Source organism: Streptomyces sp. 1-11 (genome assembly GCF_007176755.1).
In the GTDB taxonomy this organism is placed as follows: domain Bacteria; phylum Actinomycetota; class Actinomycetes; order Streptomycetales; family Streptomycetaceae; genus Streptomyces.
On sequence record NZ_BJTV01000002.1, the window covers coordinates 295,642 to 308,565 of the forward strand.

Annotated in this window: 12 protein-coding genes; 9 read left to right on the forward strand and 3 right to left on the reverse strand. The window is 74.3% G+C overall.

Annotated elements, in window-relative coordinates:
- Nucleotides 1-13: 13 nt before the first annotated feature.
- Together TNCT1_RS05645 and TNCT1_RS05650 are read right to left on the reverse strand one after the other, a co-directional pair.
- Nucleotides 14-688 (reverse strand): MarR family winged helix-turn-helix transcriptional regulator, encoded by a 675-nt coding sequence (locus TNCT1_RS05645; protein ID WP_143628912.1) that lies wholly within the window; start codon nucleotides 686-688, stop codon nucleotides 14-16.
- Nucleotides 685-2,349 (reverse strand): FUSC family protein, encoded by a 1,665-nt coding sequence (locus TNCT1_RS05650; RefSeq protein WP_143628914.1) that lies wholly within the window; start codon nucleotides 2,347-2,349, stop codon nucleotides 685-687. The genes TNCT1_RS05645 and TNCT1_RS05650 overlap by 4 nt, the downstream gene beginning before the upstream one ends.
- Before the next feature lie 165 nt (nucleotides 2,350-2,514).
- Between TNCT1_RS05650 and TNCT1_RS05655 the strand changes: the two genes are divergently transcribed.
- The 8 genes from TNCT1_RS05655 to TNCT1_RS05690 all read left to right on the forward strand — a co-directional run bounded on the left by TNCT1_RS05655 (nucleotide 2,515) and on the right by TNCT1_RS05690 (nucleotide 10,265).
- Nucleotides 2,515-3,066, forward strand: a complete 552-nt coding sequence (locus TNCT1_RS05655) for a DUF5134 domain-containing protein (RefSeq protein WP_143628916.1) — start codon at nucleotides 2,515-2,517, stop codon at nucleotides 3,064-3,066.
- A 267-nt stretch (nucleotides 3,067-3,333) separates the two neighbouring features.
- Nucleotides 3,334-4,269: a M56 family metallopeptidase gene (locus tag TNCT1_RS05660; protein WP_143628919.1), complete on the forward strand. Its 936-nt coding sequence runs from the start codon at nucleotides 3,334-3,336 to the stop codon at nucleotides 4,267-4,269.
- Nucleotides 4,270-4,325: 56 nt separating this feature from the next.
- Nucleotides 4,326-5,021, forward strand: a complete 696-nt coding sequence (locus tag TNCT1_RS05665; RefSeq protein ID WP_174266160.1) for a phosphatase PAP2 family protein — start codon at nucleotides 4,326-4,328, stop codon at nucleotides 5,019-5,021.
- Between the two features lie 10 nt (nucleotides 5,022-5,031).
- On the forward strand, nucleotides 5,032-5,721 hold the full coding sequence (locus tag TNCT1_RS05670) for an HAD family hydrolase (protein WP_143628921.1): 690 nt from the start codon (nucleotides 5,032-5,034) through the stop codon (nucleotides 5,719-5,721).
- A gap of 284 nt (nucleotides 5,722-6,005) precedes the next feature.
- Nucleotides 6,006-6,671, forward strand: coding sequence for a TetR/AcrR family transcriptional regulator (locus tag TNCT1_RS05675; protein WP_143628924.1), 666 nt, complete (start codon nucleotides 6,006-6,008; stop codon nucleotides 6,669-6,671).
- Nucleotides 6,672-6,761: 90 nt separating this feature from the next.
- Nucleotides 6,762-8,108: an FAD-dependent oxidoreductase gene (locus TNCT1_RS05680; RefSeq protein WP_143628926.1), complete on the forward strand. Its 1,347-nt coding sequence runs from the start codon at nucleotides 6,762-6,764 to the stop codon at nucleotides 8,106-8,108.
- 364 nt (nucleotides 8,109-8,472) lie between these two features.
- A complete protein-coding gene (locus TNCT1_RS05685) occupies nucleotides 8,473-9,429 on the forward strand; it encodes a polysaccharide lyase family 1 protein (RefSeq protein WP_143628928.1) in 957 nt (318 codons plus the stop codon).
- 32 nt (nucleotides 9,430-9,461) lie between these two features.
- Nucleotides 9,462-10,265, forward strand: a complete 804-nt coding sequence (locus TNCT1_RS05690; RefSeq protein ID WP_143628930.1) for a pectate lyase — start codon at nucleotides 9,462-9,464, stop codon at nucleotides 10,263-10,265.
- Between the two features lie 65 nt (nucleotides 10,266-10,330).
- Here the strand turns inward: TNCT1_RS05690 and TNCT1_RS05695 are convergent, their stop codons facing one another.
- A complete protein-coding gene (locus tag TNCT1_RS05695; RefSeq protein WP_143628932.1) occupies nucleotides 10,331-11,089 on the reverse strand; it encodes a PaaX family transcriptional regulator C-terminal domain-containing protein in 759 nt (252 codons plus the stop codon).
- A 70-nt stretch (nucleotides 11,090-11,159) separates the two neighbouring features.
- On the opposite strand from TNCT1_RS05695, the gene TNCT1_RS05700 reads away from it, so the two are divergent.
- On the forward strand, nucleotides 11,160-12,821 hold the full coding sequence (locus TNCT1_RS05700; protein ID WP_143628935.1) for a DNA alkylation response protein: 1,662 nt from the start codon (nucleotides 11,160-11,162) through the stop codon (nucleotides 12,819-12,821).
- The last annotated feature ends 103 nt before the right edge of the window (nucleotides 12,822-12,924 follow it).

Consider the following 12,924-nt stretch of genomic DNA (forward strand, 5'->3'; position numbering starts at 1 on the left):
GGATTCCGTGCGCTCAGGCGCGCAGCGCGCCCATCCGTCCTTCCAGGCGGCTGAGCAGGTCGCCCAGGAGCGCGGCCAGGTCGTCCTGGCCCCCGGGGTCGAGGACGGAGAGCACGGCGGTCTCGTAGGCGAGCTGCTCGGGGAGGATGCCGTCCACGAGGTCGCGGCCGGCGTCGGTCAGGCGGAGGTGGGCGACCCGGCGGTCACGGGTGTCGCCGCGCCGCTCGATCAGTCCGCGCTCGGTGAGCTGCTTGAGCCGCTTGGTGACGGCGGCTCCGGAGGAGAAGGTCTCCCGGGCCAGCTCGCCGGGGGTCAGCTCGTGGCCGGTGCGGCGCAGCGCGCCGAGCAGGTCGAACTCCGCGCGGCTGAGTCCCGCCCGGCGCAGCGGGGCGTCCTCGGCCTGCTGGAGCAGGGCGGCGCACCGGTTGATCCGGCCGATGACCTCCATGGGCCCGGTGTTCAGCTCGGGGTGCACCGCCCGCCACTGCCGGACCACGGAGGCGACGGTGTCGCCCTCGCCGCTAGCGGCGGGCCGGCTCGCAGGCGCGGTCCCGACCGCCTCGGCCGGCCCTTCCGGCCCGGCCCCGCGGCCGCTCGCCGGGCGGCCGTCCGCCGCCGCGGGCCCGGTGCCCGCCGGTGCGCCGGCCGGGGTGTGCGCGGCCGCCGGCCGTCCGTTCGTCGGGGTCATGGCCGTGCGTCCTCCGTCGTACTGCCCGTGTCCTGCGCCAGCGGGGCGAGCCCCTGGCGTCGTACCGTCGCCGCGAGCGTACGGTGTCCGGACTGCTCGGCGAGCACGACCCGCTCCTCGGGCAGGGCGCGCTGCCACCACTCGCCGGAGGCCGCGTCCGCCGTGGCGCGCAGATCGACCAGGGCGGCGGCCAGGGCGCGGCGCGCGGTCTCCAGGGCGCGCGGCGCCGGATGGGGCTCGGCGAGCAGCCGCGCGGCGTTCTCGCGGGCCCGCTCAGCGCCGGTCAGTGCCTGTGCGAGGCGGTCCCCCGCGCGCCGGTTGGTGACGGCGACGGCCGCGACGAAGCCGACCAGCGCGCCGACGACGGTGTCGGCGACGCGCTCGCCGATGAGCTGTCCGGCGTCCTGGGTACGGGCGAACTCGGTGATGAGCAGGGCCATCGGCGTGACGCAGACGGAGCCGAGCCAGTAGTTGCGGGTGATCAGCGCCTCGGCGCCGAAGTTGAAGGCGAGGCAGATCAGCACCAGGGCCGCCGGGTGCAGGTGCGCCACGGGCGCCACCGCGGCGAAGACGAGGACGCCGAGCAGGTTGCCGACGACGCGCTGGACGCTGCGGTTCCAGGTGAGGGTGACGTTGGCCTGGTAGAGGGAGGCCGCGGTGACAAGCGCCCAGTAGGGGCGGCCGACGCCGAGGGCCAGGGAGGCGTACCCGGCCAGGGCGCAGCCGATCGCGGTGCGGGCGGCGATGGGGGCCAGCGGGGCGAGCCGCCGGCGCAGCGGGCGGCGCGGGGCGGCGAGTTCGGCGTCGACGCCGAGCAGTTCGTCGGCCGACTCGCGCGGGAACTCCACGCGCGGGATCCGGCCGGTGCCCCGCAGTTCGCGGGCCCAGGCGCGCAGTCGCCCGGCGTCGGTGTCGGCGGGGGCGGCGAGCGCGACCTCCGCGCGGACCAGGAGCCGTTCGAGGGCGCGGCGGGTGCGGTCGGGCCGGGCGCCGCCGGCCAGCAGGGACTGCCACGCGGAGTGCACGGCCGCGGCGGTGGCGGCACGGGCCCGGACGTGGCCCTCGCCGGTGCCACCGGTCTCGGCGTAAGCGGCGGCCGCGGTGAGGGCCTGCGCGGTGGCCCGGCGCTCGGGGCCGTGCGGGCGCAGCAGCCCGGGCGCCATGCCGACCAGCCAGGCCCAGATGCCGGCGAGCAGGGCGAGGCCGACGTGGCCGGGCACCTGGCCGAGGCTCTGCGGCACGAAGAGGGAGGCGGAGCTGATGAAGGCGAGGATCACGTTCCCCGGCGGCCCGATGCGGGTGACGTCGCACACCGCCTTCTGCACGGCCGCCATGAGGGCGCCCACGGTGACCAGGATGACCGCGTTGCTGGTGAGCGAGGCCGCGACCAGGGCGAGGGCGAGACCGCCCACCATGCCGAGCACCACCCAGGCGAGGACACGGGCCCGGGCGGCGTAGGGCCGGTTGTGGCCGTAGAGCGCGCAGAGCGAGCCGGCCATCGAGTACACCGCCAGATCCAGACGGCCGAGGGCCAGCAGGATCAGGTTGGGCGGAGCGGCGGCGACCACCACGCTCAGCGCGGGCTTGAACCAGATGTCGGAGGGCCGCCCGAGGCGGAGCACACCGGCGAGGGGAAGACGGGATCGGGTCGCACTGCTCATGGCTACCAATTTAGCATGTGTTTTACTCGTAAAACATATGGGCCGCCGCTCGCTCACCTGCTGTGCTCCGGTGAACGCTCCCCGCGTACACCCTTGCGCTTGCGTGCGCGCCGCGTGCCGTGGGCATCGCATCCCTCGACCGACCGTCGAGCAGGGGGGTACCGCGTGCACGGACCGGGGTCGGCGGCCTGGCTGCTGGTCGCGCTGTGCGCGGCCACCGGCGCTTACTGCCTGCTGCGGATGCGCAGCGGGGTCGAGGAGCAGCGCCGCGCCGCCGGCGGGGAGGCGCTGATGGGATTCGGCATGGCCGCGATGGCCGTGCCCGCCACGGTGTTCACCCCGCCGAGATGGGCGTGGCCCCTGTACGCGGCCGTGTTTGCGGCCGCGGCGCTGCGCGCTCTATGGGCCGCCCGCGGCGGACCGCACCACCTGCACCATCTGGTGGGGACGGCGGCGATGATCTACATGGCCCTCGCCATGGCGGCCTCCCCCGCCTCGCACCACCACACGGCCGGCGGTTCCGGAGTGCCGCTGGTGACGGGTCTGCTCCTGCTCTACTTCACCGGCTACGTGCTGGTGACCGGCGCCCGTCTGGTGCCCTCGGCCGTCCCGGCCGGCGGCCCGGCGGCGGTGCGCTGGGGCGACCGCCCGGAACTGGCACGGGCGTGCCGGCTGTCGATGGGGATCGGCATGGTGGCCATGCTGCTGACGATGTGAGCCGCCGGGGGCGTTACGGGCCCGGCCGTCCGGCCCGGCGGGGGGGGACACGGGCCCGAGCCACCCCGCGCCGCCGGGGACCGTCACGGGCCTGAGCCACCCTGCGGGGCCGGGAACGTGACGAGCCCGGCCGGCCGGCCCGTAGGAGAGGCAGGGACGTCACGGACCCGAGCCACCCCGCACCGCTGAATGCACGAGCGTTGCCTGCGTCACTTCGGTCCCCGGGACCGTACCCGTGAGCGGCGGTGCGCTCATAGGGTGATGACCATGATGGTCCCCGTGGCCCTGCTGCTGCTCGGCGCCCTGACCGCCGTCGTCGCCCCCCGGCTGCTCGCCCGGGCCGACTGGCCGGACCGGGAGCCGGTAGTCGCCCTGTGGGTGTGGCAGTGCGTGGTGGCGGCCGTGCTGCTGTGCTGCGCGCTGTCGATGACGCTCAGCGCGGCCGCGGCCTGGCAGGCGGTGCGCGGCCATGTGTTCGGGACGGCCCCGCGCGCGGTGGTGGACGCGTACGCCCTCGGCGCGGCCGGTCCCTGGGCGGCGACGACCGCCGTGACCCTGGCCTGCGGCGGACTGTGGAGCCTCGCGATGCTGGTGCGTCAGGTCCTGCGGGCCCGCTCACGCCGCCGGGCGCGCCGGGCCGGACTGCTGGTGCGCGCGCCGCTGCTGCCCGGTGAGGAACCGGCGGGCGGCCGGCTGGTGGTGCTGGAGGGCGAGCGGCCCGACGCCTGGTGGCTGCCCGGCGCGGCACCGCGGCTCGTCGTCACCACGGCCGCTCTCACCCGGCTGAAGGGCCGTCAGCTGGACGCCCTGCTCGCCCATGAGCAGGGGCACGCCCAAGCCCGGCACGACTGGCTGCTGCACTGCTCGGCGGCGCTGGCGGACGGCTTCCCGCAGGTGCCTGTCTTCGCCGCGTTCCGCGACGAGATGCACCGGCTGGTCGAGCTGGCCGCCGACGACACCGCCTCCCGGCGCTTCGGCCGGCTGACGACCGCGCTCGCGCTGGTCGGACTCAACGAGGACCGGGGCGTGTTCGGACCCTGTCCCACTCCGCAGGCGCAGATGCCGCAGCGCGTGCACCGGCTGCTCACTCCCCCGGACCGCCTCCCGGCCATGCGCCGGCTGCGCCTGACCGCGGCGGCCGCCCTGGTGCCGGTGGTCCCCCTCCTGGTGACCTTCGTACCCGGCCTGCGGGCGCTGGGCTAGAGCCCGCCCCGGCGCGACGGTGGCCATCGGGCCGTCCCGTCCACGAAGATCGCAGCATGCACCCCGCGCCGACCCAGCCCCCGCCCCGTACCCGGCCCCACCGCGACGGCGTCCGTGTGGCCGCCGTACTCGCCGCCTGCTGCGCGCTGCTGACGGCGCTCGTCGTACTGCGGTGGCGTCCGCTGCTCGACCTCGACGGCGACATCTCGATCGCCACCCACCGCTGGGCGGTGAGCGACCACGGTGTCACGCACGCCTTCCGGATCCTCACGGACTGGGTCTGGGATCCGCTGACCATGCGTCTGGTGTGCCTGGCCGCGGCGGTGTGGCTCGTGTGGCGCCGCGCGGCCTGGTGGACGGCGCTGTGGCTGGCGGTCACCGTCGCGCTGGCCACGCTTCTGCAGCAGGGGCTGAAGACCGCCGTCGCCCGGCCCCGGCCGGTCTGGCCGGACCCCGTCGACCACGCGCGCTACGCGGCCTTCCCCTCCGGTCATGCCATGACGGCCACCGTCGTCTGCGGGCTCCTGCTATGGCTGCTGCACCGGCGCGGCGCCGGCCGTGCCCTGTGGCGTACGGCCGTGGCCGTGGCGGCGGTCTCGGTGGCCGGTGTGGGCCTGACCCGGGTGTGGCTCGGCGTGCACTGGCCCTCGGACGTGCTGGGCGGATGGCTGCTGGGGGCGCTGGTGGTGGCGGTGGCCGTGGCGGTGTACGAGTGGCCGCGGGGCGGCCGGCCGGGTCCGAGCCCCCGGTAGAGTCCGGCGCATGGCTGCCGTGCTCTTCGATTTCTCCGGGACCCTGTTCCGCGTCGAGTCCACCGAGTCCTGGCTGCGGGCCGTGCTGGAGGAAGCCGGCCTCGCCCTTCCCGGCCCGGAACTCGCGGACGCCGCGGCCGCGTTGGAGGCGGCGGGCGCGCTGCCCGGCGGAGCGGACCCGGTCGAGGTGCCGGAGGAACTGGCCGGGCTGTGGGCCGTCCGGGACAAGAGCGCCGAGCAGCATCGGGCCGCCTACACCGGGCTGTCCCGACGCGTGCCGCTGCCCGGCCCCGAACTGCACGACGCGCTGTATGAGCGGCATATGTCACCCGCCGCGTGGTCGCCGTACCAGGACGCCGCCGATGTGCTGCGCACACTGCGCGAGCGAGGGATCGGTGTGGGCGTGGTCAGCAACATCGGCTGGGACCTGCGCCCGGTCTTCCGCGAACACGGCCTCGACGCCTATGTCGACGCCTATGTGCTGTCCTACGAGCACGGCGTGCAGAAGCCGGACCCGCGGCTGTTCTCGGCCGCCTGCGCCGAACTGGGCGCCGACCCGCGCGAGGTGCTGATGGTCGGGGACAACAGGACCGCCGACGGCGGCGCGGCCGCGCTGGGCTGCCGGGTGCACTTCGTGGATCATCTGCCGGTGGCGCAGCGACCGGACGCACTGCTGCCGGTCCTCGGCCTGGTCGGCTGACCGGCGCGTCGCACCCCCGCCGCCGTCCGGGCGTCCCGCGTGGACCCGGCCCGCCGGTCGGGGCGGCAGGCGTCATCTGGCGAACCGGCCAGCCTGGCCAAACTGTTGGAACCAACCGAGCCGGCGGAACCGACAGAACCGGCCGAACATGTCAAAGCCGCCCGTCTGAGACGATCCCCCGCGTCGTCCCAGACGGACGGCAGCTCTGAACAGGCTCCGCACACGGCGGAACCCCTGCGTCCGAGTATAGTTGGCTGGCAGCCAGTCAACGCAGGAGTTACAGGATGTCCCCGCGCAGCGCCTCGGTCAATGAAGAGTTGCGGCGGCGTTCCCGGGAGCGGCTGCTGCAGGCCGCGGTCGAGCTGGTCGACGAGCGCGGGTTCGACGCCACCACGCTGTCCGACATCGCGGACCGGGCGGGTTCGGCGCGCGGACTGGTTTCCTACTACTTCCCCGGCAAGCGCCAGCTCGTGCAGTCGGCCGTGCACCGGCTGATGCACCGCACGCTGGAGGAGGCGCTGGAGCGGGAGCCGCACACCGAGGACGGCCGTGAGCGGCTCGCCCGGGCCATCGACGCGATCCTGGGCCTCGCCCACGACCGCCCGGTGCTCATGCGGCAGCACATGGCCGGGCTGCTCCAGGCCGAGGGTTTCGTGCAGTGCCCGGAGCAGCGGCGGCTGTCGGAGCTGCTGAGCGACACGGTCGCCCGGTACGGCTCGGCGGACGTGACGGCCGACTACCCGATGCTGCGGGCCACGCTGATGGGGGCGGTGTTCGCCGCGCTGGTCCCCGGGGTGCCGATGCCGGTCCCGGCCCTGCGGGCCGAGCTGTTCGAGCGGTACCGGCTCGACTGGGAGCTGGGCACGCCGCCGGGGAGCGGCACGGAGGCCGGAGCGGCCCGGTGCGAGGATCTCTCGCGGTTCTTCGCGACCGGTGAGCGGGCCGAGTAGTCACCCTCCCGGCCCCTGCCGCCGTGCACGGGGCGGTGCCATGCTGGAGGCGTCCGCACACTCTTCTCCTTCGGGGCAAGGAGTACCGCCGTGCTGCGTGTCGCCGTCGTCGGTTCCGGGCCTGGCGGGTGTTACACCGCCCAGAACCTGGTCCAGCTCGATCCCGAGGTCCGGGTGGACGTGCTGGACCGGTTGCCGTGCCCCTACGGCCTGGTGCGGTACGGCGTCGCCCCGGACCACGAGAAGATCAAGTCCCTGCAGAGCAGTCTGCGCGCGGTGCTGGAGCACGACCGGGTGCGGTTCCTCGGCGGAGTCCGGGTCGGCGGCCCGGGCGGGCTGCCGGTGGCGCGGCTGCGGGAGCTGTACGACGCGGTCGTGTACTGCGTGGGCGCCGCCGCCGACCGCCGGCTGGGCATCCCCGGCGAGGAGCTGCCCGGCAGCTGGTCGGCGACCGAGTTCGTGTCCTGGTACAGCGCCCACCCGGACGCGGCCGACACCGGATTCGTGCGCGGGGTGCGGTCGGCGGTGGTCATCGGGGTGGGCAACGTGGCCGTGGACGTCACCCGGATGCTGGTGCGGGGCCCGGGCGAGCTGCGCCCGACGGACATGCCGCAGGCGGCGCTGGACGCCCTGGCGGCGAGCGGGGTCGCCGAGGTCCACATGGTCGGCCGGCGCGGCCCCTCACAGGCCCGGTTCACCACCAAGGAGCTGCGAGAGCTGGGCGGCCTGCCCGGCACCGAGGTGTCGGTGGACGCGGAGGAGCTGGCGCTGGATCCCGGGTGCGCCGACCCGGCGGCGCTGCCTGCCGCGCAGCGCCGCAACGTGGAGGCGCTGCGCGGCTGGGCCGCGGACCCCTCCGGCCGGACCACCGCCCCGGTTCGCCGGATCCGGCTGCGGTTCTTCCTGCGGCCGGTGGAACTGCTCGCGCGGGACGGCCGGGTGGGCGCCGTGCGCTTCGAGCGGACCGCGCCGGACGGCTACGGCGGCGTGACCGGCACGGGCCGGTTCGAGACCGTGCAGGCCGAGTTGGTGCTGCGGTCGGTCGGCTACCGCGGGGTGCCGCTGGAGGGGCTGCCCTTCGACGCCGCGAGCGGCACCGTGCCGCACCGGCAGGGCCGTGTGCTGCGCGAGGGCGTCACGTCCCCGGGCGAGTACGTCGCCGGCTGGATCAAGCGCGGCCCGACGGGGGTCATCGGCACCAACCGGCCGTGCGCCAAGGAGACGGTCACCTCCCTGCTCACGGACGCGCCCGCACTCGTGCGCGACGAGCGGGGCGATCCGCTCCCGGAGCTGCGGGCGGCCGGGATCGAGCCGGTGCCGTGGAGGGGCTGGCTGGCCATCGAGCGCGCCGAGGCGGAGCTGGGCGCGCGGCTGGGCCGGGGCGTGGTGAAGCTGGCCGACTGGGACGCCCTGCTGACGGCGGCACGCACCGCGTAGCTCTGGGCGGGCGGCGTCCGGCCGGCGGTGGCCCCGGCCCGCGTGAGCGCAACGGTGGCATCGAGCCGGCCGCCCGGTCACGTGAGGGCACGGGAGCAGCCGGGCCCAGAACGCGGCTTCCACGGATGCCTTGCGCATGGGCACGCCTATCGTGGGAGCGCTCCCACGTCTCTTCAGGTGACCGAAAACCACTCTGCGGGAGGCGTTGACCAGAAAGCGCTTACCCCTTACGGTCCCGTTCATCAACGTGACCTACTGGCCCAGCAGTTGGGGCCAGAAGGCCGTGAAATCCCCATGCGCGTTCCACATGGCGTACGTCGTTCACGTACACAGACCGAACCCCCACTCGAAGGGACGCACCCGCATGCGAAAGCGACACCTCACCGGAGCGGCGGCGACAGCCGCGGCCCTCGCGGCCTCGGCCGTGCTCGCACTGCCCCAGCCGGCCGGCGCAGCCGACACCTCGCCGGTCGGATTCGGCGCCGGCACCACGGGCGGCGGCGCCGCCACGGCGGTGACCGTCTCCACCTCCGACGCCTTCAAGGCGGCCGTGACCGGCGGCACGGCGAAGGTCGTGAAGGTGAACGGCCTGATCTCACTGAGCGGTCAGATCGACATCGGCTCCAACACCACGGTCCTCGGCGTCGGTTCGTCCTCCGGTTTCACCGGCGGCGGACTGCGTCTGAAGAAGGTCACCAACGTGGTCGTGCGCAACCTCAACCTCAGCAAGGCCGTCAAGACCGACGCGATCACCGTGCAGGCCTCGACGAGGGTGTGGGTCGACCACAACACCCTGTCCTCGGACCGCGACCACGGCAAGGACTACTACGACGGCCTGGTCGACATCACCCACGGATCCGACTACGTGACCGTCTCCTGGAACACCTTCAAGGACCACTACAAGGGCTCGCTCGTCGGCCACAGCGACAGCAACGCCGGCGAGGACACCGGGCACCTGCGGGTGACGTACCACCACAACTGGTTCGACAACGTCAACTCCCGCATCCCCAGCCTGCGGTTCGGCACCGGGCACTTCTACGACAACTACGTCGTCGGCGCCGAGACGGCCGTGCACTCGCGGATGGGCGCCCAGATGCTGGTCGAGAACAACGTCTTCCGCAGCACCCAGGTCGCCGTCACCACCAGCCGCGACAGCGACGTGGACGGCTACGCCAACCTGCGCGGCAACGACCTCGGCGGAGCCACGACCGAGATCTCGCGGACCGGCACCTTCACCAGCCCCCCGTACGGATACACCGCCGAGCCCGCGTCCGGTGTCGTCGCCTCGGTGACGGCCGGCGCCGGCGCCGGAAAGATCTGACCACCCCGCACTCGGAGGAAGGCATTCGGGACATGACCCCAACGGCACGCACGCGCGCGGGATCGGGCCGCGCCCTACTGGGCGGGCTCGCCGCCCTGGCGGTCTCGGTTGGCATGATCATGACTAACGGGACCGCGGCGCACGCCGCGACCTGGCCCTCGGCCAACGGCAGCCAGGCGGTGACGTCCACCATCTCGGTCTCCGGCACCAAGGACTACGGGATGAAGCGCCTGTACGGCTCCGGTGACCTCGGCACCGGCAGCCAGGACGAGGACCAGGGGCCCATCCTTGAACTCGCGCCCGGGGCGGTGGTCAAGAACGTCATCATCGGCTCCCCGGCCGCGGACGGCATCCACTGCCTGGGCAGCTGCACCCTGCAGAACGTGTGGTGGGAGGACGTCGGCGAGGACGCGGCCACGTTCCTCGGCTCCTCGTCCTCCAACGTCTACACGGTCAGCGGCGGCGGGGCGAAAGAGGCCAGCGACAAGGTGTTCCAGTTCAACGGCGCCGGGACGCTGAACGTCTCGAACTTCGCCGTGCGGAACTTCGGCACCTTCGCCCGCTCGTGCGGCAACTGCAAGACGCAGTACAAGCGCACGATCAACCTCAACTCCATCGAGGCGACGTACAAGGGCAGCAAGCTCGTCGGCATCAACACCAACTACGGCGACAGCGCGACCCTGAAGAACATCACGATCGTCGGCGACAGCAGCAAGAAGATCATCCCGTGCCAGAAGTACATCGGCAACAACACCGGCAAGGAGCCGTCGACGAACGGCTCGGGCGCCGACGGCACCTACTGCAAGTACGCGTCCTCGGACATCACCTACAAGTGATCGCCCGCAGGGCACCGGTGCCGCCGTCCCGCCGGGGCGGCGGCACCACGCGCGCGGGGGCGCGGTTACCGGACGCGGCCCCGCGGGCCCAGCGAGGCGGACAGCTCCTCCTGGTAGTCCGCGTAGGCCGTGCGCAGGGCCTCCCCCGGCCAGCCGGCGGGCAGCAGCCCGGCCGGCAGCACGGGGTCGGTGAGCAGGTGGCGCACGGACGCCGCGAAGGCGGTCAGGCGCTCGGCGGGCCGGCGGGCCGCGGCCGTGTGGGCGAGCAGGGTGCGCGCGGTGGCCGCCCACTCGCCCAGGGGCCACAGACCGGCGGCGAGCTCGTGCGGGTCCCCGTCGGGGCGCGCGGCGCAGAACAGCGTCACGCGCGCGAGCTCGGCGGGCAGCGGGCGGCCGAGGTTGGCCGGGCGCAGCCACACTCCCTCACGCAGCTCGGCCAGGCGCAGGGCGGTGAGGCGGGTGCGCAGATCCGCTCGTTCGGCGGGGCCGCGGCCCGTCGCCGTGATCACCAGCATCTCCCAGTCGCCGTGCCACGCGCGCGTGCGGGGGCGCAGCGCCTCGTCCTGACGGCGCTGACGGGCCAGCAGCCGGTCGCTGAGCCGGTAGACGGCGTCCGTGCGCCGCAGGTCGCCCGCCGTCACCATCCGGCTGAGTGCGGCCCGCAGCGTGGAGCCGCCCACTCCGAACGGCTCCACCAGCCCGACCAGGTCCTTCACCGGCAGCTCGGGCGGGTGTGCGCCCAGGAGCAGGCTCAGCACGACCGACCGCGCGGACAGCGGCCGCAGCGCGGCTCCGCCCGGCTCGGCTGACACGTTCATGCGCATGGGCACACACTGTACGGAGAGTTCCTGTTGCATCATTGCTACAGCCGCACGAAGAGTGCAACATGGCTGCATGGTCTCGACATCCGCGCAGCCGCAGCCGCAGCACGCCACCCACGACGTCACCAACCAGGCCCCACCGCTCGCGCCGTACGACGCCTCGGAGGACCGGGCCCTGCTGGAGGGTCTGCGCCGGGAGGGCGCGGGCTGGGCCGAGGACGGGCTGCGGCGGCTCGGGCGGCAGGCCGGCAGCGCGGAGGCGCAGGAGTGGGGCGAGCTGGCCAATCTGCACGAGCCGGAGCTGCGGACCCACGACCGCTACGGGCACCGGGTCGACGAGGTCGTGTTCCACCCGAGCTGGCACCACCTGATGCGGACGGCGGTCGCCGAGGGCCTGGCCGGCGCCCCCTGGGCGGACGACCGCACCGGCGCCCACGTGGCCCGCACGGCGGGCGGCCTGGTGTGGGGGCACACGGAGGCCGGGCACGGCTGCCCGACCTCCATGACGTACGCCGCCGTGCCCGCCCTGCGCGCCCAGCCGGACCTCGCGAAGGTCTACGAGCCGCTGCTGACCAGCCGCGAGTACGACCCCGAACTGCGCGTCCCCACCGAGAAGCCCGGGCTGCTCGCCGGGATGGGCATGACCGAGAAGCAGGGCGGCTCCGATGTCCGCACCAACACCACCGTGGCCACGCCCACCGGCGAGGCGGGCGTCTACACGCTGCGCGGGCACAAGTGGTTCACCTCGGCGCCCATGTGCGACGTGTTCCTCGTGCTCGCGCAGGCCCCGGGCGGCCTGTCGTGCTTCCTCGTGCCGCGCGTACTGCCGGACGGCAGCCGGAACACCTTCCGTATCCAGCGGCTGAAGGACAAGCTCGGCAACCGGTCCAACGCCTCCTCCGAGCCGGAGTTCGACCGGACGGTGGCCTGGCTGGTCGGGCCGGAGGGCCGGGGCGTGAAGACGATCATCGAGATGGTCAACTGCACCCGGCTGGACTGTGTGATGTCCTCGGCGACCCTGATGCGCAAGACGCTGGTGGAGGCGGGCCATCACGCGCGTCACCGCAGCGCGTTCGGCGCCCGGCTGATCGACCAGCCGCTGATGCGCAACGTCCTGGCCGACCTCGCGCTGGAGTCGGAGGCGGCGACCACGCTCACGCTGCGGCTGGCCGGCGCCGCGGACCGGGCGGTGCGCGGGGACGCCGGGGAGCGGGCCTTCCGGCGGATCGCCACCGCCGTGGGCAAGTACTGGGTGACCAAGCGCGGCCCGGCGTTCACCGCGGAGGCCCTCGAGTGCCTGGGCGGCAACGGGTACGTCGAGGACTCCGGCATGCCCCGCCACTACCGGGAGGCCCCGCTGCTGTCCATCTGGGAGGGCTCCGGCAACGTCAACGCGCTCGACGTGCTGCGCGCCCTGGGGCGGGAACCGGACACCGCGGAGGCCCTGTTCGGCGAACTCGCCCTCGCGCGCGGGGCGGACGCCCGGCTCGACGCGGCCGTCGCCGGGCTGCGGGCGCAGTTGGCCGAGACCGGCCAGGCGGGCGCCCGCCGGCTGGTCGAGCGGATGGCGCTCGCGCTCCAGGCGTCCCTGCTGGTCCGGCACGCCCCGCACCCGGTGGCGGACGCCTTCTGCGCGACCCGGCTGGGCGGCGACTGGGGGCACTCCTTCGGCACCCTGCCCGCCGGTACCGGCCTGGACGCGATCCTGGAGCGGGCCCTGCCCGAGCCGAGCTGACCCCGTCCCGGGCGAGGGCCGGGCCTCCCGCGCGTTGGCCGGTGACAGCCGACGGATCGCACACAGTCAGCGCATGCTCGCACTACGTTGTCAGTGCTGTGGT

Excerpts from the sequence above, each read along its gene's own strand:
- TNCT1_RS05670 (WP_143628921.1), top strand. The coding sequence starts at position 5,032 with ATGGCTGCCGTGCTCTTCGATTTCTCCGGGACCCTGTTCCGCGTCGAG.
- TNCT1_RS05645 (WP_143628912.1), bottom strand. The coding sequence starts at position 688 with ATGACCCCGACGAACGGACGGCCGGCGGCCGCGCACACCCCGGCCGGC.
- TNCT1_RS05675 (WP_143628924.1), top strand. The coding sequence starts at position 6,006 with ATGTCCCCGCGCAGCGCCTCGGTCAATGAAGAGTTGCGGCGGCGTTCC.
- TNCT1_RS05685 (WP_143628928.1), top strand. The coding sequence starts at position 8,473 with ATGCGAAAGCGACACCTCACCGGAGCGGCGGCGACAGCCGCGGCCCTC.
- TNCT1_RS05660 (WP_143628919.1), top strand. The coding sequence starts at position 3,334 with ATGATGGTCCCCGTGGCCCTGCTGCTGCTCGGCGCCCTGACCGCCGTC.
- TNCT1_RS05690 (WP_143628930.1), top strand. The coding sequence starts at position 9,462 with ATGACCCCAACGGCACGCACGCGCGCGGGATCGGGCCGCGCCCTACTG.
- TNCT1_RS05665 (WP_174266160.1), top strand. The coding sequence starts at position 4,326 with ATGCACCCCGCGCCGACCCAGCCCCCGCCCCGTACCCGGCCCCACCGC.
- TNCT1_RS05650 (WP_143628914.1), bottom strand. The coding sequence starts at position 2,349 with ATGAGCAGTGCGACCCGATCCCGTCTTCCCCTCGCCGGTGTGCTCCGC.
- TNCT1_RS05695 (WP_143628932.1), bottom strand. The coding sequence starts at position 11,089 with ATGCGCATGAACGTGTCAGCCGAGCCGGGCGGAGCCGCGCTGCGGCCG.
- TNCT1_RS05700 (WP_143628935.1), top strand. The coding sequence starts at position 11,160 with ATGGTCTCGACATCCGCGCAGCCGCAGCCGCAGCACGCCACCCACGAC.